Raw genomic sequence first — 20,191 nt, 5'->3', positions numbered from 1 at the left:
TTACCCCACCAACTAGCTAATAGGACGCGGGCCCATCTGTAAGCGGTAGCATGCTCCCGCCTCAGCCACCTTTCCTATCAGGTCTCTAAACCCGATAGCGTATCCGGTATTAGCCCCGGTTTCCCAGGGTTATCCCGGTCTTACAGGTAGGTCACCCACGCGTTACTCACCCGTCCGCCGCTATCCTGAAGGTTGGCAAGCCAACCTCCAGGACCGCTCGACTTGCATGTGTTAGGCACGCCGCCAGCGTTCGTCCTGAGCCAGGATCAAACCCTCCATTTATATCCGTACAACCCCTCTCAGGGTTATACCCCTCGGATAGTTTAATCCTTCCTTTTATCTGCTCTCGTACTCTTTCCGAGTACGGGCCGCTTGCCGTTGTTTTGTTTTCAAAGAACATGTCTTGGGATTATAATCTTAACACAGCTTAATTGCTCTGTCAAGCTTTTTCTTTTTTTGTCGGCGCATCGCCGACGTCTAATAATATAGCATAACCTTTTTACCGAATCAAGACCATTTTATTAATTTTTTTGTTGTATTTTTTGGCAATAATACTAAATTACAATATTGTATTTATTTTATCCCTGGTTTAAAACAGGCTGTTAAGTGTCCGGGTTCCACTTCTAATAGTTCCGGCGTCTCCTTGCGGCAGCGTTCGTCCGCATACTGACACCTTGAAGCAAACCGGCATCCTTCGGGTGGATTAATTGGGCTCGGAACATCCCCCTTTAAGATAATTCTCTGACGGCTTGCTTCAATCCGAGGATCGGCAATTGGTACAGCTGAAAGTAGGGCTCTGGTATAGGGATGCAAGGGATTTTCGTAAAGTCTTCTACTTTCCGTAATTTCCACAATACGGCCTAAATACATGACCGCAATTCTATCGCTTAAATATCTAACGGTGGATAAGTCATGGGAAATAAATAAGTAAGTTAAACCAAATTGCTTTCTTAACTCTTCTAACAGATTAATTACCTGCGCACGAATGGAAACGTCTAATGCCGAAGTCGGTTCATCTAAAACTATAAATTCCGGTTTTACCGCCAGTGCTCTGGCTATCCCAATTCTCTGCCTCTGTCCCCCGGATAATTCATGGGGAAAGCGGTTAGCATGTTCCTCATTTAATCCCACCAGTTCTAAAAGCTCAATTACCCGGCGGTTTCTTTCCTCTCCGGTAGCCAAACGATGGATGTCAATTGGTTCCGCAATAATTTCACCAATGGTCATCCGGGGATTTAGAGATGCGTAAGGGTCCTGAAATATCATCTGAATTTTCCTATGCAAACCGTATCTCTCTTTTTTGCTCATCCTGGCAATATCCTGGCCTGCGTATTCAATCGTTCCAGCGGTTGGTTGATAAAGTCCGGCTAATACTCGCCCAAGAGTTGTTTTGCCACATCCCGATTCTCCAACTAACCCCACCGTTTCTCCTTTTCGTATGGCTAAATTTACCCGGTCAACCGCTTTTAATACCTGACCATGGCCTAAATTAAAGTATTTAGAAAGATTTTTTGCCACTAAGATATTTTCTGCCACTTAATCCACCGCCTTTGCTGTAAGCTTTTTAACTTCCTCGGCATTAAGCCAGCAGCTAACCCGGTGACCAGGAGAAACTTCAGTTTCCGGTGGTTCGTACATAGCACAGATTTTCATGGCATGTTCGCAGCGAGGCCAGAAGGCACAACCTTTAGGCGGATTTATTAAATCCGGCGGCCGACCGGTAATAGGAACCAATGGAACTGACCGGTCTTGGTCTAAACGCGGAACCGATTTTAAAAGTCCCCAGGTATAGGGATGTTTCGCATTGTAAAAAATTTCTTCGGTACTTCCTTCTTCCACCACTTTTCCAGCATACATAACCACAACTCGCTCGGAAAATCCAGCTACAACCCCCAAATCGTGGGTTATGATAATAACCGACATATGCAGTTTATTTTGCAGCTCTTTTAAAAGCTCCAAAATCTGGGCCTGAATGGTAACATCTAAAGCTGTGGTAGGCTCATCCGCGATTAAAAGCTGCGGGTTGCAGGCAAGGGCTATAGCAATTAAAACCCTCTGTCGCATCCCACCGGAAAACTCATGGGGATATTGCTTTAACCTCTTTTCCGGCTGGTTAATTCCTACCATCTTTAATAGTTCAATCATCCGCTCTTTTGCTGCTTCACCTTTTAATCCCTGGTGAACCCGCAGTACCTCACCCAGTTGGGTTCCAATGGTTAAAGTGGGATTTAAGGATGTCATGGGGTCTTGCGAGACCATTCCAATCTCTTTACCCCGTATTTTCGCCATCTGTTCCTGGGTTTTGGGGACCAAGTCCTCCCCGTTAAAAAGGATTTGCCCGCTGACAATTTTCCCCGGAGGTGTAGGGATTAACTTCATTATCGTGTGGGCTGTAACAGATTTGCCACACCCCGATTCCCCGACGATGGCAACAACTTCACCTTTTTTGACACTAAAGGTTACACCGCGGACAGCTTGGACATCGCCGGCAAAAGTTTTAAAGTTTACCCTGAGGTCTTTTACTTCTAAAATGTTTGCCACTTTAAAACCTCCTATCTTCTGGCCCGCGGGTCTAAGGCGTCTCTTAACCCGTCACCAACAAAGTTAAAAGCCAGCATGGTTATACTGATAAAGAACGCCGGGAAAAATAATTGCCACGGATAAGCAGTAATAGCCTGCACCCCATCGCTGGCAAGGCTACCCCAGCTGGCCATCGGGGCCGAAACCCCTAAGCCCAAAAAGCTAAGCCAGGCTTCAGTAAAAATAGCTTCAGGTATCATTAAGGTCATGGCAACGATAATCGGACCCATTGTATTCGGAATTATGTGCCTTACTAAAATCCTGAGGGGACTTGCCCCTAATACCTTTGCTGCCAAAACATATTCCTGTTCCTTTAATGCTAAAACCTGTCCCCGCACAAGCCGCGCCATATTTAGCCAGTAAACTGCACCCAGAGCAATAAAAATAGTCTTTAATCCCGGTTCCATAATAACCATTAAAAGAATAACCCATAAAAGAAATGGTATACTCGATAATATTTCCACAATACGCATCATTATTTCGTCCACAATTCCGCCAAAATAACCGGAAATACCGCCATATAATACACCAATTATGAAAACCAAAATCGCCGTTACAATCCCTACCTCCAGGGATATCCTTGCACCATACCAAACCCTGGTAAACAAATCACGCCCCAGAGAGTCGGTTCCAAACCAGTACTGGCTGTTGGGAGGTTGATTGACCATCTTGTAATTTTGTTCATCATAGGTATGCCCAGAAAGATAAGGCCCAATAGCAGCCATAATAATTAAAAGGATAATCACCACTAAACCAACCATTGCCAGTTTATTTTTGCGAAAATTTCTGCGTACATCCTGCCAGTAAGTAGTTCTTGGCTTTCCGATAGCTTCAGCTTCAAACCCTGATTTTTCAAGTGGCGATAGCAGTTCTTTGGTTATTTCCATTTCTTAGCCCTCCTTCCGGGTAAGTTTAATTCTTGGGTCAATTAAAGCATAAGAAAGGTCGACCAATAAATTCATAACCATTAAAAAAGCAGCATAAAAAACGGTTAGTCCTAAAATTAAGCCATAATCCCGGTTAATAATCGAAATAACAAAATCCCGTCCAATCCCTGGAATGGCAAAAATTTTTTCAACAACGAAACTTCCGGTAAATACCCCGGCAATTAGTGGCCCGAGATAAGTTACTACCGGTAAGATAGCATTTTTTAGAGCGTGCTTGTAAATAACTACCCGTTCGCTCATACCTTTGGCCCGGGCAGTTTTAATGTAATCCTGCTGCAGCACTTCAATCATGTTAGAACGCACGATTCTTGATATAAACGCCGTAGGCAACGTTGCTAAAGCTATCGCCGGAAGCACTACATGAGCCGGTGTACCCCACATTGCCGTTGGAAACAACTTTATCTTATAGGCAAAAAAGTACATTAAAAGCGAAGCCATGATAAAACTTGGTACGGAAAACCCTATGGTTGCCAAAATTGTTGCTAGATAATCTTGCCATTTATTTTGGTTTAACGCCGAAATTATCCCAAGGGATATACCAAAAATTAACGCAATCATTACCGAAACTGCACCCAGTGTAGCCGACACCGGGAAGCCATTTTTAATAAAATCATTGACCGTTCGCCCTTCATACTTAAACGACACTCCCAAATCCCCTTTTAACAGCTGCTGTAAATACTTTACGTATTGCAGCCACAAGGGATCGTTTAAATGAAACTTTTCATTTAAGTTTTTCATCACCGATTCGGGAAGCTGCTTTTCACTGGCGAAGGGCCCACCGGGCACCACGTGCATTAAAATAAAAGTAAAAGTTATTATTAAAAGCATTGCTACCAAAATATACGCCAACCGTTGCAGTAAGAAACGGCCCATTACCCCACCTCATTTCTTTGTCCAAAATTTACTTAAACCCTATTATAACAGGGAAAAAGGTATATGCGGTAAATTCCGCATATACCCCCATCCCCAAAACTTAATTTTTTTAATTTAAAACTATTTTACGTAAGCCCATTTGAATTCCGCTTGCACACCAAAGGGAGGAATTACAACATCATGGAGCTTATCGCTCATTAATACCGGATTGGTGTAGAAGTAAATTGGCATAATCGGCATTTCATCCATTAAGATCTTTTCCGCTTCATGCATCGCTTGCATCCGTACCGCTTGATCATTAGTGGATTTTGCTTTCTTCACGAGTTCATCGTACTTCTTATTGCTCCAACCGGTATCATTGTTACCACCATTGGTTACAAACATGTCAATAAAGGTCATCGGGTCAAGGTAGTCTCCTACCCAGCCAGCCCGAGCAATATCGTACTGAAGTTTATCCTCCATATTAAGGTATACTTGCCACTCCTGATTCATTATCTTGACATTAACACCAAGGTTTTTCTTCCACATTTGCTGTATAGCTTCGGCAATCTTCTTGTGACCTTCTGAAGTGTTAAAGAGGATAGTTACCGTTGGGAAGCCTTTGCCATCGGGATAACCTGCTTCCGCCAAAAGCCTCTTAGCTTCCGCTACATCTTCCTTGAAGTAAGCGTTGCCGCCATTTTCCCGGAAGTCTTTACCATCAGCATCGGGAATACCATAAGGCACAAAAGCAAAAGCCGGTTTTTGTTCTGCCTGTGTAATGGTATCGATAATAACCTGACGATCAATAGCCATCGCAAATGCTTTTCTAACCCTTGGGTCATTGAAAGGCTTTTTGGTTGTGTTAAAACGATAGAAATAGGTGGCTAACTGCGGAAAAACTTTTAATTTTCCTTCCTGCTTTAACCGTGGCATATCTTCGGTAGGAATATCATCAATCATATCCACTTCGCCGTTTTCAAACATGGTTAAAGCAGTTTTCGCATCGTCAATTAAAAGGAACTGAAGCTCATCAAGCTTTACATTGGCAGCATCCCAGTAGTTGGGATTTTTCTTGAAAACAATTTTATCCTTGCTCTTGTAGCTTTCAATAACAAACGGACCATTACCTATGATTTTCTTATCGCCTTCAACTTTAAACTCAGGGTTAGCTTCAACTGCTTCCTTCTTAAGCGGCATAAGAGTTTGGAAAGCGGTCAAGCCTAAGAACTGGGGAGCTGGCTCTTTTAATTCAACCTTTAAGGTTTTGTCGTCAACTACTGTAATAGCCACATCTTCAGCTTTACCCTTACCGCTGTTATACTCTTCAGCACCTTTGATGTAATACAACTGATAAGCATATTCGGAACCTGTTTTTGGATCTAAAGCCCGGAGCCACGCATATTTAAAGTCATTGGCTGTTACCGGGGTTCCATCACTCCACTTAGCATCTCTTAAGTAGAAAGTATAGGTCTTACCATCCTGGGATATTTCCCATCTTTCCGCAATGCCAGGAGCAATTTTCCCATTTTTATCGTACCGGGTTAATCCTTCAAAAATTGCATTAGCAATAGTTCCTTCAGGAAGACCGGTCATTTTAGCCGGATCTAATGTTTCCGGATCAGCCCCTAAAACATATTTAATAACTTGTGGGGTTTTATTCTCCCCGGTTTTGTTCTCCTCGGTCTTCTTCGCGCAGCCGGTAAAGACCAAAGAGAAACTCAGCACTACCGCTAAAAGCGCCAGTAAACCGTTTCTCTTTCTCAATGCACACAACCTCCTTTAAATTTTTAGTATTTTGCCCCCCAGGTAACAGTATAATATTTCGACAGGCTCTCGTACTTTCCTGCCGAAATTTTGTGTATACAAAATATTTTATTCATAATATACTCTATATTTTCAAAATTTTCAATATTAATACAAAAAGCAAATTTCCACTCTGCCCCCTTTTAATCCCGGGGACGCATCAACGGGAATAAAATAACATCTCGAATCGAAGCTTGGTCAGTTAAAAGCATAACCAAACGGTCAATACCGATTCCCAGTCCTCCGGCAGGCGGCATTCCGTACTCTAATGCAGTGATATAATCTTCATCCATCATGTGCGCTTCTTCATTGCCTTTTGCCCGGGCTTCTAACTGTTTTAAAAAGCGTTCTTTTTGATCAATGGGGTCGTTTAGTTCGGAAAAAGCATTGGCCATTTCCCGCCCATAGATAAACAGCTCAAACCGGTAAGTTAAATCAGGATTTTCCTTCTGGCGTTTAGCTAAAGGTGATACTTCTACTGGATAATCAATCACGAAAGTCGGATTAATAAGGGTAGGTTCCACCTTTTCCTCAAATACAGCGGTGATGATTTCACCCCAGCCCATGTCTTCTTCCACCGGAACTCCCAGCTCTTTGGCCTTTGCATAGGCTTGAACCGGGTCTTTGACACTGGCAAAATCCACTCCGGTAACTTCTTCAATTGCTTTTAACATGGGAATCCGCTTCCAGGGTCTCTGTAACTTAATTGGTGTCCCCTGGTAAGTTATCTCTAAGGTTCCCAGTACCTTTTCTGCAACATGGGTTATTAATTCTTCGGTGATATCCATCATATCATGGTAGTCGGCATAGGCCTGATATAATTCTAACATTGTAAACTCGGGATTATGTTTGGTAGAAATACCTTCATTTCTAAAGTTTCTGTTAATCTCATAAACCTTCTCAAAGCCACCGACCAAAAGGCGCTTTAAATACAATTCCGGGGCAATACGTAAGTATAATTTCATATCTAAGGCATTGTGGTGGGTAATAAACGGCCTTGCCGCTGCCCCTCCGGCAATAGGATGCATCATTGGGGTTTCCACTTCTAAAAAACCTTTCTGGTCCAAAAACTCCCGAATAGTCTTGACAATACGGCTTCGTAAGATAAATGTTTCCCGGACTTCAGGGTTGACAATTAAATCAACGTAGCGCTGCCGGTAGCGAAGTTCCACATCGGTAAGCCCATGCCACTTTTCCGGGAGTGGTCTTAAGGATTTGGCTAATATTTCAAAACTGGAGAGCCAGACGGTGATTTCACCTTTTTGGGTTTTAAAAACATGGCCGGTAACGCCAATGATATCACCTATATCCAGTTTTTCAAATAATTTATAGGCTTCTTCCCCTAATTCGTTCTGTCGGGCATAAATTTGAATCTTACCAGACATATCCTGGATATGAGCAAAGGAAGCTTTCCCGTGACCCCTTTTAGCCATAATGCGCCCGGCTATTTTCACCGTTTTATCAACCAATTGTTCAAAGTTATCGAGAATTTCTTTAGCAGTATGGGTTCGCTCAAACTTGCCGCCGTACGGTTCAATACCCATTTTCCGTAACTCAGAAAGTTTTTCTAACCGTACTTTAACAAGTTCGTTTAGTTCCTGGTGCTCCAACTTGGCTCCCCCTTATTCTAAGATATCAACTATCTCGTATTTTAAAGTACCCGCAGGTACTTTCACCTCTACCACAGTTCCTTTCTTCTTTCCTAAAATAGCACTCCCAACGGGCGATTCGTTGGAAATTTTATTGGCTGAAGGATCAGCTTCCGCCGACCCTACAAGATAATACTCTTCCACCACTCCATATTCGAGGTCTTTTAAAACCACTTTTGAGCCCAAGGTAACCACATCTTTTTGCTGTTCATTTTCAATAATTTTAGCATTCCTTAACATTTTTTCTAAAGTAATTATCCGTCCTTCGATAAAAGCCTGCGCATTTTTGGCATCTTCGTATTCGGAGTTTTCACTTATATCCCCAAATTCTATTGCCTGCTTAATCCTTTCGGCCACTTCCCGCCGTTTAACCGATTTCAACTCTTCTAATTCCTGTTCTAATTTTTTAAGCCCCTCTCGGGTTAAGATAACTTCTTTTTCCTTCATATTTCTCTCTCCTTCAAGCTTAATAACTTCCATAAATTATACCGAAAGCACTGCTGGTAACAGCAGTGCTTCATTTCTTTAAACGCAGTTTATTATAAAAGAGGAACTAAAGCTTGTCAAGAAATTTTAAGTAGCAAAAACAGACTTTTTCAGAGCATTTTTTCTAATTTTTTCTATTTCTTCGGAAGATATTGCTCTCTCAAAACTTCTAAAGCCTCCAACCTTAAAACCATGTTTCTGAGCCAGCCTGCTTATTTCTTCCACCTTTTCTAATTCCATGTCCCGCCCCAAAGAAAAGTTTTCAAAGCGCCCCTCTAAAGTTAAAATCATCGTCTCCGCCATACAGGCATAAGAAGTTTTGGGAGGAAAACCAAAGTTTAAGTTAAACTCCACATCTCCCGGAACTTCCACCACTCCACCCTCAATAACTAAAACATCATCCCGCAGCTTGGCTACCTCCTTCGAAACATCCCGGGGGCGTGAAACATCGCATACCACCGCTCCCGGTTTTAAATCTTCGGGCTCGATAATAGTATCCACCGAACTTGTAACGGTTATTACTATGTCAGCTTCCTTTAAACTTTTTTTCACATTATCGGTAATGGCAACCGCCAACCCCGATTCTTTTAAAATTAGGTCCGCCACCGGCTCAAGCTTTGCAAGGTTTCGTCCTACTAAAGTAAGATTTTTTACCTCTTTTGCCATAAAACGCGCTGCTACTTTGCCTATGGAACCGGCCGCTCCTATTACCACCACATTGGCCTTTTTTAAATCGTGTCCCATAATCGCCGCAGCTTTTTTAGTCCCTTCCAGAGCGGTCGCAACCGTGTAACTGTTTCCGGTAGTCACCGCAATATTGAGGTTTTTCGCCACAGTAATCCCTGCATCACCCACTACCGAAGTAAAAGCTCCAAGGCCAACAATTTTGGCCCCTAACTTTTCCGCAACTTTTCCCGCTTCAATTATTTTCCCCAGAACAAACTCTTCGGGTAATTCAACCATCTGCCGGGTAGTTAGCGGACAGGTGATAAAATAACCTTCCACTTCATTATATGGTGATTTCACCCCGGTTATGTGGGAAGCTTTAAAGGCCGGCAGTTTTTTTAAGCCCCATTCAATTAGCCGATCCGGAAGATATTTGGCAAAGCCAAACTTTTTGGCTACATCCTTGGCTTCTAAAGGATGTATGATAAAAGCAAATTTGTCCACCTTTACTTACCTCCCCGCACCGATTTAATTGCTTCCCTTAAAACCTCTGGATCAAGATAAACATCTTCTTCAATGGGCGTATGCCCAATAGTAATCCCAATTACCTCCCGGTCAACAATCGCCTGGGCCACCTTTACCCGCATATCCGAACCAATCATGATCACCGTATCAAACTGCTGCGCCGCCGCAATTAGTTCCATTAAAAGGTTTACCAGCTCCGCCGCACTCTTCCCCTCAATAAATTCCCAGCGTTCTTTATCGGTCATCAATAAGGTAAAATCTACCCCTTCTTCTTCACAAACCTTTTTGAGCTCCTCTACATTTTTAAGGGGGAAACCAAAGACGGCAATTTTTGTACCCTTGCGTATTTCTCCAATCCCTTCCAATCTAGAAATAAATGTCCGCTCTAACCCCAGAATATTGGCCGTTTCCTGCTGGGAATAACCCTGCGAGCGCAGCCTTAAAATTTCATCCACCATCCGGTCAATCTTATCCCTGGAAATAACTTTATCCCCAATTCTAACAATTTTCATAACCGCTACCCCTTATAAAAACTATCTCATAAAAAAAGAAAAATATGTACACAATTTTGTGTACATATTTTAACACTTTTATTCCGGCAATGCAACCATTTTAATTTTTCTCCATCATTAAAAGTACTTCTCTTACTTCCTCTGGAGTTTTCGCCCTGTTTAATCTCTCCCTTAACCTGGAAGCACCGGGAAGACCTTTAAAATACCAGCCCCCGTGCTTTCTCATTTCCCGCACTGCTATGTACTCGCCTTTAAATTTCAAAAGATACTCAAAGTGCCTTAAAGCAACTTCCGCCTTTTCTTGGGGCGAAGGTTTTGGTAAAATTTCTCCCCGCTCAAGATAAGCAACAATCTGCTGAATAATCCAGGGATTACCCATAACCGCCCGCCCTATCATCACAAAATCTACGCCAGTAAGTTCTAACATTTCCTTAGCCTTCTGCGGAGAGTCCACATCCCCATTCCCCGCAACTTTTACTTTCACCGCCTGCTTAACCCGCCGAATTATCTCCCAGTCTGCCTTTCCCGAATAGAATTGTTCCCGGGTGCGTCCGTGAACCGTAATCAGATCAGCCCCTGCCGCTTCCATTCTTTGTGCAAATTCAATAGCATTTACAGTATTATCATCAAACCCCTTTCTTATTTTTACCGACACCGGAACGGAAACGGCATTTTTTACCGCCATAACAATCTTTTCCGCCACTTCTGGCTTTAACATTAAAGCCGCACCTTCACCGTTCTTAACGATTTTGGGAGCAGGGCAACCCATGTTGATGTCAATCATGCTGGCACCAGCTTCCTCAACTATACGGGCCGCTTCCGCCATTTTTTCCGGTGAACTACCAAAAATCTGGACCGCCACCGGCATTGCTTCCCCTTGTAAATCAATCATCTGCCGGGTTTTAGAGTTTCCGTGCAGCAATGCTAAGTCGTTAATCATTTCGGTAACGGTAAGGCCTGCACCAAAACTTTGGCAAATAAGCCGAAAAGCTTTATCGGTAACTCCCGCCATTGGTGCTACAATTACCGGGTTTTTAAGCTTAATTTCCCGCCTGGTTGCGCTCATAAATAAGTCTAATACCCTCCAGTGTTAAGTTCTGATCTACCTTCTCTATTTGCCGGGAATCGGTTGCAATAAGTTCAGCCAAGCCACCGGTAGCAATAACTTTTGCCGCACCGCCCAGTTCTTTTTTCATCCGGGCACAAATCTCATCCACCTGGCCGATAAAACCGTAAATTATACCGGCCTGCATCGCAGAAACGGTATTTTTACCGATTACGCTCAACGGTTTTACAAGCTCAATCCGCGGCAGCTTAGAAGCACGAGCAAAGAGCGCCTCGGTAGAAATTCCTATCCCCGGACTAATGGCACCGCCAATATACTCACCTTTATCATTAATAGCATCAAAAGTAGTAGCAGTTCCAAAATCAACTACGATTAATGGGCCACCGTAAATATGATAACCAGCAACCGCATTTACTATCCTATCCGCCCCTACTTCGCGGGGATTTTCAAACTTAATTTTTAGCCCGGTTCTCACCCCGGGACCTATTACTAAAGGCTTAACTTTAAAGTAGTTATAACACAGCTGCTCAAAAATGGGAGTTAACGGCGGTACCACAGAAGCAATTCCAATTCCCTCAATATCTTTAAAGCTAAGGTTTATAAAAGAAAAGAAATTATGTATTAAAACCGCATATTCATCAACGGTCTTGTTTCTATCCGCTGCCATTCTCCATGTTTTGATAAGTTTTCCCTTATCGTAAATCCCTAAAACTATATTGGTATTACCAATATCAATTGCTAAGAACATGCTCCCCCTCTTTTCTTCTTAAGCTTATTTCTCCTGCCGCAAACCGTTTAACGGTATTTCCATCGTTTATTATTAAACTTCCGTCTTCTCCAAGGTCGTGGAGTACACCTATATATTCCCGGTCGCCGGTAATTATCATCACTTCTTCCCCTAAAAAAGCCAGTCGTTTTTTATATTCCGTCAAACTTTGGGCAAATTCTCCCTTTTTAAACTCCTCATACAGTTTCTCAAATCTTTCTAAAAACATAGCTAATAAGCTTTGCCGGGAAACTCCCGGCAGATGTTCTTTCAAGGCAGTAGCGGGATAGGCAAAGCTACTTTTTACCTCTTCATCTAAAGGTTCGATATTTATACCTATGCCCACCACCGCATAAATTGTTCTCTCCGCTTCCGCAGCTATTTCGGTAAGTATACCTGCAACCTTCTGCCCATTAATTAAAAGGTCATTGGGCCATTTAATTTGCACATTAACCCCCAGATTTTCTAAGGCTTGAGCAAGGGCTAAGCCAGCTAACAGCGTTAACCTGGGAAGCTCCACAGGAGGTAAGCTGGGATAGAGGACCAAACTAAAATACAATCCCTGTCCCGGAGGCGAATTCCAGCTGCGCCCAAACCTGCCGCGGCCAGCGGTCTGACCGTTAGCCGACACCAAAAAGCCTTCAGGAACCTTATTGGCGGCCAGCTCCTTGGCCCGGTCGTTTGTTGAACCTATTAAATCGTGATATTCCCCGGTATGCCCCAAATAGCGGGTTTTAAGGAACGGTTTTAATAAATAATACGCCGGTATGTCAGGATAATGCTCCAGCTTGTAACCCTTCCTGGGATGGGCGGTTATCTCATACCCTTCCCGTTTAAGCTCCTTGATATGCTTCCAGATAGCCGTCCTTGTCACTCCAAGTTTTTGAGAAATTTCTTCACCGGATACATAATCCTGACTTTTAACTAACATGGAGATAATTTCCTCTTTCATCGGCCGGTCTCCTTTAAACTTTTCAAATCAAGGCTTATATCCAAAGCTTTTACCGAATGAGTAAGGGTTCCCAGAGAAATTACGTCAATTCCCGCCCGGGCATACTCCAAAATATTTTCTTCATTTATTCCTCCGGAAGCTTCCAATAAAACTTTATCTCCGGCAATTTTCCTTGCTTCTTTTACCCTTTGGGGAGACATGTTGTCAAGCATTACTATATCCGCTCCCGCCGCAATAGCTTCTTTTAAACCTTCAAGGCTTTCTACTTCTATTTCTATTTTTAACGTATGGGGAGCATATTTCCGCGCTCTTTTAATCGCTTCTTCTATTCCTCCCGCAGCCTTAATATGATTATCTTTTAGTAAAATCCCATCACTCAAGTTAAACCGGTGGTTATGGCCTCCGCCCACCCGCACGGCATATTTAGAAAGCCAGCGAAGACCGGGAACGGTTTTCCGGGTATCCACTACCCTAACCGGGTAATCCTTCACCTTGTTAATGATCCGGCGGGTTTTGGTAGCAATTCCCGATAAAAACTGCAGGTAATTTAAAGCTACCCGTTCACCCATTAAAATTACCGCCGCCGGGCCATAAATTTTGGCAATAACCTGTCCAGGAGCAACTTCTTCCCCATCTTTTACCATATATTCAACGCGCACGTTGTCCGAAAGAACCCGGTAAATTTCCTCCAGCACAAAAAGCCCGGCAACCACCCCGGGCTCTTTGACCTTTACAAATCCCACCGTATGCTCATCACCAACCGCAATCGCTTCCGTGGTAATATCTCCCATTCCGATATCTTCCTCAAGAGCAAGGCGGATATGTTCCCGTACGTAAAAAGGTAGCACCTTATCACCTCGATAAAACAATGTGTTTCTGCCAGAGAAAATCATCCCTTTGGGGATAATCGGAACGAAAATGCGCTCCCCGGCTTTCCTCCCGGATTAAAGCAGCCAGAGCAATTAAAATAGCTGTTTGGTATAAATTTGCAGCCACCGCTTCTTCAATATTTTTCACCGGATAAGAAAGTTTGAGTTTACGTAAATTTTCCAATAGCACCCTTAATCCCTGTCCGTTACGAATAATTCCGGCATTCTCCCACATCAAATCTTTAATCTGGGCAATAGCTTCCCTGGCTCCAATACCTTCCGTATTTTCCCCATGGTAAATTGAGATCTCCGGATAATTAATCCGGGTAGATTTTAAAATATTTTTCGTTCGTTCAACTATCCGGTAACCAAAAACCAGCCCATCTAAAAGGGAATTGGAAGCCAGGCGGTTAGCTCCGTGTACCCCCTGGCACGCTACTTCACCGCACGCATAAAGCCGGGCTAAATCCGTTTCCCCCCAAATGTTGGTCCTCACCCCACCCATAAAATAATGGGCAGCCGGTAAAACCGGTATCAAATCTTTTCTGGGGTCCAAACCATTTTCCTTTAAAGTTTTTACTATTCGCGGTATTCCGGCCAATTGTTCGTCGGTAAAGCTTCTGATATCCAAAAATACCTGGCCTTTTTGCGCTTGATCCCATATGGCCCGGGCCACCACATCCCGCGGTGCAAGGTCAGCAAGCTCATGGTAGTTTTTCATGAAATACTCGCCGGCAGCGTTTACCAGCTTGGCCCCTTCCCCGCGCACCGCTTCACTGATAAGAAACTTCTGCCGTCCGGGCAAATTTAAAGCGGTCGGATGAAACTGGAAAAATTCCATATCCATAACTCCCGCTCCCGCCCGGTAGGCCATGGCTATTCCGTCACCGGTAGCCACATCCGGATTGGTGGTCTCCCGGAATACTTGCCCAGCACCACCGGTAGCCAATATCGTAAACTTACTTAAAAATAAACGTAAATTTCCATTTTCATCCCAAGCTAGAGCCCCCAAGCATTCCCGGTCCTCGGTAATTAAATCTAAGGCAAAGTGATTCTCCATCACCCGGATATTAGAATGATTTTTTACGGCTGCAGATAAAACCCTTTGAATTTCTTCTCCGGTAGTATCGCCCCGGTACAGAATTCTCCGGCGGCGGTGGGCACCTTCCATCCTCAGGGCCAATTTACCATCTTTACGGTTAAAATCAGCCCCTAACTCCACCAGGTGGTGGACCCTCTCGATGCCATCCTCCACCAAAACTCTTACCGCTTCCGGATTGCACAGTCCTGCTCCCGCTGCAATCGTATCCTGATAATGAAGTTCCGGTGAGTCCTCTTCGGTATCCACCGCTGCCGCAATTCCACCCTGGGCCAAATCGGTATTGGTATCCCCTAAATTTTTCTTGGTTAAGACGATTACCTCACCGTAGCGGGCAGCATTTAAAGCAGCATAAAGACCAGCAATTCCGCTACCGATTACCAGGTAATCGGATTTATAAACCGGAACGCCGGATAAATCAAAGTCAATTAAATACCGGCGCAACTTCTTCTCCCCCTAACCAATAGCCAACATTCTCTCTAAAGCCTGAAGAGCTTTTTTAGCAATTTCCGGTTCAACCTCAATTTGCGGCTCCAGAGTTTCCAGGGCTAATTTTACTTTTTCGATAGTAGTAAGCTTCATGTTGGGACAAATTAGTTTCTTTGAAGCAAGATAACACTTTTTATGAGGAGCCTTTTTTGTTAACTGATGCATAATACCCGCTTCCGTTCCTATAATAAATTCATCCCCCGGGTCATTTATCACGTAGTTTATAATACCGGTAGTGCTAAATACACCATCGGCTAAAGCCACCACCTCCGGGCGGCACTCGGGATGAACCAATACTTTAGCATTAGGATGCTCCGCTTTAGCCTGCCGAATATCATCGGGAGTTAGCCTTTGATGGGTGTTGCAATAGCCGTCCCACAATATTAACTTGCGTCCCGTTTTCTTAGCCACATAATCACCTAAATTGCGGTCCGGAGTAAAAATAATTTCCCTCTCCGGAGGAATGCTTTCTACGACTTTCACCGCATTAGCTGAAGTGCAAATGATGTCACTCTCGGCCTTAACTTCGGCTGAAGAATTAACATAGGTAACCACAATAGCCCCGGGATGTTCAGCTTTCTTTTTTCTTAAACTTTCCGCGGTAATGGTATCGGCTAAAGGACATCCCGCTTCAATTTCCGGAAGCAAAACGATTTTATCCGGTGAAAGGATTTTGGCACTTTCAGCCATAAAATGAACACCGGCAAAAACAATAACTTCAGCATCGGTATTAGCTGCAGTTCGGGCAAGCCCCAGAGAATCACCAACGTAATCGGCTACTTCCTGAACTTCGGGACGTTGATAGAGGTGGGCAAGGATAATAGCATTTTTTTCTTTCTTAAGTCTCACCACCTCATCCATAATCTTTTGGGTTTTTTCATCAAACATTCGTTTCACTCCTATTCTGTTTGGCCATGAATCTCTTTTTCTTCTATTTTAACTATTTTATTGTTTTCATCAACAAAAACTACTTTGGGTTGCCATTGTTTTGCTTCTTTTTCTTCCATTAACGCATACGCAATAATAATAACCTTATCCCCTATCTGGCAAAGTCTGGCCGCCGCCCCGTTTAAGCTTATAATTCCGCTACCCCTCGGTCCGGGTATAGTATATGTTTCCAACCGAGCCCCGTTATTTATGTTTACTACCTGTACTTTTTCGTTGGGTAAAATTCCGGAAGCATCCAACAGCTCTTCATCAATGGTAATGCTACCCACATAATTTAAATTAGCTTCGGTAACGGTAGCCCGGTGAATTTTCCCCTTCATCATGGTCAAAAACACTTTAATCTACCTCCAGAATAAAATTATCTATCAAACGGGTACTACCAATATAAACTGCCAGAGCTATTATAAATTTACCTTTAATTACATCCATGGCTTTTAAATCGGGAACCGAACGTACCTCTACATAATCAATGCGCGCTAAAGGTTCTGTTTTTATAAATTCCTCTATAAGTTTTTTTAACCTTTCGGGGTTCCTCTCCCCCGCCAGGACCAGCTCCTCCCCGCACTTTAAAGCTCGATACAAAATAGTGGCAGCTTTTCGTTCTTCGGGATTTAAATAAGTATTCCTTGAACTCATTGCCAGTCCATCTTCTTCCCGTCGGGTAGGAACACTGACAATTTCCACATTAAGATTTAAGTCCCGGACTAATTTTTCTATGATAAAAAGCTGCTGGGCATCTTTTTGACCAAAAAAAGCTAAGTCCGGAGTCACAATATTAAACAGCTTAGTAACTACGGTAGCAACACCTTTAAAGTGTCCTGGCCGAGATTTACCGCACATTACTTCCGTAATCTCGCCATTTACTTCTACAAAAGTCGAAAAGCCTTCTTTATACATCTCTTCTGCTGAAGGGGCAAAGACACAATCTACCCCCTCTTCCTGCAATAGGGCTAAATCCCGCTCTAAATCCCGGGGGTATTTAGCAAAATCTTCATTGGGACCGAATTGCAAAGGATTTACAAATATCGATACAATTACTACATCCGCTTGCAACTTTGCTTTGCGGACTAAAGAAAGATGACCGTCATGCAAATAACCCATAGTTGGCACAAATCCGATAATTTTTCCTTCCCGCTTTTGTTCGGCAACGTAGGTTTTAAGAGGTTTTATTTCCGTAAAAAAACGCACATTATTCCCTCCTCACTACGGCAACTAATAGATTCTTTCTAATATCTCCAGAGCCATGGTAAAACTGTGTTTTTCTTCCGGGAATTGTTGCTCCTTCACTTCCTGCACATATTGTCTTATTGCTTCTTTAATTAAGCTTGAAAGATCGGCATATCTTTTTACAAACTTAGGTAACATCCGGGGATACATACCCAAAACATCGTGGTAAACCAGAACCTGCCCATCGCAGTTTACTCCCGAGCCAATTCCTATTGTTGGAATTGGTATGCTTTCGGTTATTTTTGCCGCTAAAGCCGCCGGCACGCATTCCAAAACTATGGCAAATGCCCCCGCATCCGCCAAAGCTTTAGCATCATCTAAAAGTTTTTGGGCAGTCTTTAAGTCCTTACCTTGAACTTTATAACCCCCAAGGGCATTAACCGACTGGGGAGTTAGGCCAATATGTCCCATTACCGGTATTCCTGCAGTTACAAGCTTCGCCACCAGTTCAGCTATTTCACCGCCCCCTTCAAGTTTTACCGCCTGGGCTCCTCCTTCTTTTAAAAAGCGGCCGGCATTATAAAGGGCATCGGTGTAACTTGCCTGATAAGACATGAAAGGCATGTCTGCAACTACCATGCTCCTTTTGCTCCCCCGTACCACCGCCTTGACGTGATGGAGCATCTCCTCCATGGTAACGGGGACAGTACTGTCGTAACCCAAAACCACCATCCCTAACGAATCCCCTACTAAAAGCACTTCCGCTCCAGCTTCCTCGGCAAAAAGGGCGGAAGGATAATCATAAGCCGTTATCATGGCAATCTTCTGACCCGCTTCTTTCATCTCTTTTAAACTGCTAACGGTAACCCTATCCATTAGATTTTTCCCCCTCAAAAAGTTTTAAAATCTCCTGTCCTTTTTCCGGATTATAATCTTCGCGCTTTTGGGCCATTTCCAAAGTGTGCCTACCCAGAACCCGATAAAATTCCCTTAGTTTCGGATATTCCCGCAATTTCTCCAAGTGCTGTTCTATGGTTACCGTATCTCCCCGGGCAATCGGCCCGGTTAATGCATTTACCGTGCCATACTTTTCAATATTATTTAGCGTTCCCAAAATTAACGGTTTTAACGCTCTATAACCCTCTTCCCGATCAATTCCCGAAATTTCTAAAAGCTCTAAAGCTATATCAATAAGGGTAACCAGATAATTGGAAGCCACTACCGCTCCGGCGTGATACAAGCTTTTTTGATTCTCTTTAAGGTAAAGCACCTTGGCTCCTAACACCCGCACCAAATAAGCCCCTAATTCAACTCCTTCCGGATCCCCTTCCAAAGAAAAATAAGCCTCGGGCATGACCTGTCGACCCATCTCCGGAGAAGCTATGGCCTGAAGAGGATGCATGGTAAAAGTAATCCCGCCCTTTTCCTTTATAGGGCTTAAAATTTTGTAACACTGGGAGCCGCTGGTATGAGCAAAATACTTTCCCTTTAAATTGGGAATTTTAGCAATTTCCCGGGCAACCCGGGCTATTTCTCGATCGGGAGTGGTGATAAAAATAAGTTCCGACTCCGCAACCAAACTTTCCAGGTCCCGGTAAACAAAGCTGTTTATTTTTAAAGCAAGCTTCTCAGCAGAAGATAAACTTTTACTGTAAACCCCACTGATATTAAACCCTTTTTCGCGCAGGAGTAAACTTAATGCTCCCCCAACTCGCCCTGCCCCGATAATTCCAATGGAATTAATCATAAAATCCCCCTCTGTTGGGTTGTGATAAAAAAAGCCTTCCGAACGGAAGGCCTTTGTTTTAACTCCCGTCTCGGTCCTCTGGATCCAAGCGGTCATATTGATTTTTCAAAAATAAATCGACTCTGTAGGACCCATAACGGTGTCCTCAAGGTTATAATAACAAGACCAAGAAATCTTTACAATAAATTTTCCTACAGGAAGATAAAATAATTTTTTCACAAATTTTTGAATTTTTTTATGCCCTGCTCCTGCCTTAATTTTTCAGCAATGCTTTTTAAAACTACCCCATTTATCTCCGCCTCGGGCCAGAGCTCCAGAAGGGGTAGCACTACAAAAGCCCTTTCGGTGATGCGGGGATGAGGCAGGGTTAGTTTCTCCTCCTGCCTCTTTTCCCCTTCATACCACAAAAGGTCCAAATCGATTACCCGCGGGCCATAACGTATGCTTCTTACCCTACCCATTTTATTTTCTATTTGTAAAAGAGCTTCCAACAAACTTTCTGGCGTAAGAGCAGTTTCTATTTCGCATACCGTATTTAAAAACCAGTCCTGCTCAGCGTATCCCCAGGGCTCCGTTTCGTATAAAGCTGCAACTTTATTAATCCTGGTACCGGGAAGGGATTTAATTTCCTTTAAAGCAGTTTTTATATTTTCTTCTTTTTTTCCCAAGTTAGTACCGATTCCAATATATGCTAAAGCCACGCTATCTGCCCCTTTTTACTTCCACATAAACATCGGAAAGTTTCTGCCTTAAAGGTGCCCCAGGTTTGTGAACCCGCACCATTACTTCTTTTATCAAGGAAAATTTGTTTAAAATTCCCCCTGCTACTTCTTCCGCCAGAGCTTCGATTAAATCAAAGCGGTTTTTTGTAACAATCTCCTCGGTGAAATCTAAAACTTCTTTATAGCTAACGGTTTTATTTAAATCATCGCTGCGCCCCGCATCCCTTAAATCAATACCAAGCTCAAGGTCAAGAATGAATTTTTGCCCCAAAGCTTTTTCTTCCGGTAAAACTCCGTGAAAAGCATAAAATTCAACACCTTTTATGACAATCTTATCCATCTT

Annotated in this window: 21 protein-coding genes and 1 rRNA gene; all 22 read right to left on the bottom strand. The window is 43.3% G+C overall.

Features of this window, described 5'->3' with window-relative positions; genetic code table 11:
* A 16S ribosomal RNA gene (locus CARFE_RS0102950) occupies nucleotides 1–282 on the bottom strand; the annotation flags it as partial.
* 291 nt (nucleotides 283–573) lie between these two features.
* Nucleotides 574–1,536 (bottom strand): ABC transporter ATP-binding protein, encoded by a 963-nt coding sequence (locus tag CARFE_RS0102945; RefSeq protein ID WP_028051677.1) that lies wholly within the window; start codon nucleotides 1,534–1,536, stop codon nucleotides 574–576.
* On the bottom strand, nucleotides 1,537–2,541 hold the full coding sequence (locus tag CARFE_RS0102940) for an ABC transporter ATP-binding protein (protein ID WP_028051676.1): 1,005 nt from the start codon (nucleotides 2,539–2,541) through the stop codon (nucleotides 1,537–1,539).
* A gap of 11 nt (nucleotides 2,542–2,552) precedes the next feature.
* Entirely contained in the window at nucleotides 2,553–3,467 is a 915-nt protein-coding gene (locus CARFE_RS0102935; protein WP_028051675.1) for an ABC transporter permease, read from the bottom strand.
* A gap of 3 nt (nucleotides 3,468–3,470) precedes the next feature.
* On the bottom strand, nucleotides 3,471–4,400 hold the full coding sequence (locus CARFE_RS0102930; RefSeq protein ID WP_028051674.1) for an ABC transporter permease: 930 nt from the start codon (nucleotides 4,398–4,400) through the stop codon (nucleotides 3,471–3,473).
* A gap of 120 nt (nucleotides 4,401–4,520) precedes the next feature.
* Nucleotides 4,521–6,146 carry a peptide ABC transporter substrate-binding protein gene (locus CARFE_RS0102925; RefSeq protein ID WP_028051673.1) on the bottom strand — a complete coding sequence of 542 codons (1,626 nt, stop codon included), beginning with the start codon at nucleotides 6,144–6,146 and terminating at the stop codon, nucleotides 4,521–4,523.
* A gap of 182 nt (nucleotides 6,147–6,328) precedes the next feature.
* Entirely contained in the window at nucleotides 6,329–7,795 is a 1,467-nt protein-coding gene (gene lysS / locus CARFE_RS0102920; protein WP_028051672.1) for a lysine--tRNA ligase, read from the bottom strand.
* A 12-nt stretch (nucleotides 7,796–7,807) separates the two neighbouring features.
* Nucleotides 7,808–8,281 (bottom strand): transcription elongation factor GreA, encoded by a 474-nt coding sequence (gene greA / locus CARFE_RS0102915; protein WP_028051671.1) that lies wholly within the window; start codon nucleotides 8,279–8,281, stop codon nucleotides 7,808–7,810.
* 126 nt (nucleotides 8,282–8,407) lie between these two features.
* On the bottom strand, nucleotides 8,408–9,490 hold the full coding sequence (locus CARFE_RS0102910) for a shikimate 5-dehydrogenase (protein ID WP_011345237.1): 1,083 nt from the start codon (nucleotides 9,488–9,490) through the stop codon (nucleotides 8,408–8,410).
* 2 nt (nucleotides 9,491–9,492) lie between these two features.
* Nucleotides 9,493–10,023, bottom strand: a complete 531-nt coding sequence (locus CARFE_RS0102905) for a hypothetical protein (protein ID WP_011345238.1) — start codon at nucleotides 10,021–10,023, stop codon at nucleotides 9,493–9,495.
* Nucleotides 10,024–10,123: 100 nt separating this feature from the next.
* Nucleotides 10,124–11,089, bottom strand: a complete 966-nt coding sequence (dusB, locus tag CARFE_RS0102900; RefSeq protein WP_028051670.1) for a tRNA dihydrouridine synthase DusB — start codon at nucleotides 11,087–11,089, stop codon at nucleotides 10,124–10,126.
* Entirely contained in the window at nucleotides 11,064–11,837 is a 774-nt protein-coding gene (locus CARFE_RS0102895; RefSeq protein WP_011345240.1) for a type III pantothenate kinase, read from the bottom strand. The genes dusB and CARFE_RS0102895 overlap by 26 nt, the downstream gene beginning before the upstream one ends.
* The gene (locus tag CARFE_RS0102890) at nucleotides 11,821–12,807 is read right to left on the bottom strand and encodes a biotin--[acetyl-CoA-carboxylase] ligase (protein WP_028051669.1); all 987 of its coding nucleotides are present in this window, start codon (nucleotides 12,805–12,807) and stop codon (nucleotides 11,821–11,823) included. The genes CARFE_RS0102895 and CARFE_RS0102890 overlap by 17 nt, the downstream gene beginning before the upstream one ends.
* Nucleotides 12,804–13,655 carry a carboxylating nicotinate-nucleotide diphosphorylase gene (gene nadC / locus CARFE_RS0102885; RefSeq protein ID WP_028051668.1) on the bottom strand — a complete coding sequence of 284 codons (852 nt, stop codon included), beginning with the start codon at nucleotides 13,653–13,655 and terminating at the stop codon, nucleotides 12,804–12,806. The genes CARFE_RS0102890 and nadC overlap by 4 nt, the downstream gene beginning before the upstream one ends.
* Before the next feature lie 4 nt (nucleotides 13,656–13,659).
* Entirely contained in the window at nucleotides 13,660–15,219 is a 1,560-nt protein-coding gene (gene nadB / locus CARFE_RS0102880; protein ID WP_034541479.1) for an L-aspartate oxidase, read from the bottom strand.
* Between the two features lie 12 nt (nucleotides 15,220–15,231).
* The gene (gene nadA, locus CARFE_RS0102875; RefSeq protein ID WP_028051666.1) at nucleotides 15,232–16,152 is read right to left on the bottom strand and encodes a quinolinate synthase NadA; all 921 of its coding nucleotides are present in this window, start codon (nucleotides 16,150–16,152) and stop codon (nucleotides 15,232–15,234) included.
* Nucleotides 16,153–16,163: 11 nt separating this feature from the next.
* Nucleotides 16,164–16,535 carry an aspartate 1-decarboxylase gene (panD, locus tag CARFE_RS0102870; protein WP_218852444.1) on the bottom strand — a complete coding sequence of 124 codons (372 nt, stop codon included), beginning with the start codon at nucleotides 16,533–16,535 and terminating at the stop codon, nucleotides 16,164–16,166.
* Between the two features lie 13 nt (nucleotides 16,536–16,548).
* On the bottom strand, nucleotides 16,549–17,400 hold the full coding sequence (gene panC, locus CARFE_RS0102865; protein WP_028051664.1) for a pantoate--beta-alanine ligase: 852 nt from the start codon (nucleotides 17,398–17,400) through the stop codon (nucleotides 16,549–16,551).
* A gap of 24 nt (nucleotides 17,401–17,424) precedes the next feature.
* Nucleotides 17,425–18,255 carry a 3-methyl-2-oxobutanoate hydroxymethyltransferase gene (gene panB, locus CARFE_RS0102860; RefSeq protein WP_028051663.1) on the bottom strand — a complete coding sequence of 277 codons (831 nt, stop codon included), beginning with the start codon at nucleotides 18,253–18,255 and terminating at the stop codon, nucleotides 17,425–17,427.
* Entirely contained in the window at nucleotides 18,248–19,126 is an 879-nt protein-coding gene (locus CARFE_RS0102855; protein WP_028051662.1) for a Rossmann-like and DUF2520 domain-containing protein, read from the bottom strand. Before CARFE_RS0102855 ends, panB begins: the two co-directional genes overlap by 8 nt.
* A gap of 215 nt (nucleotides 19,127–19,341) precedes the next feature.
* The gene (gene folK, locus CARFE_RS0102850; RefSeq protein WP_028051661.1) at nucleotides 19,342–19,827 is read right to left on the bottom strand and encodes a 2-amino-4-hydroxy-6-hydroxymethyldihydropteridine diphosphokinase; all 486 of its coding nucleotides are present in this window, start codon (nucleotides 19,825–19,827) and stop codon (nucleotides 19,342–19,344) included.
* Nucleotide 19,828: 1 nt separating this feature from the next.
* The gene (gene folB, locus CARFE_RS0102845) at nucleotides 19,829–20,188 is read right to left on the bottom strand and encodes a dihydroneopterin aldolase (RefSeq protein WP_028051660.1); all 360 of its coding nucleotides are present in this window, start codon (nucleotides 20,186–20,188) and stop codon (nucleotides 19,829–19,831) included.
* Nucleotides 20,189–20,191 lie beyond the last annotated feature (3 nt).

Origin of the sequence: Carboxydothermus ferrireducens DSM 11255 (assembly GCF_000427565.1) — a bacterium.
In the GTDB taxonomy this organism is placed as follows: Bacteria; Bacillota; Z-2901; order Carboxydothermales; family Carboxydothermaceae; genus Carboxydothermus; species Carboxydothermus hydrogenoformans.
This window is presented reverse-complemented; position numbering and strand designations above follow the sequence as displayed.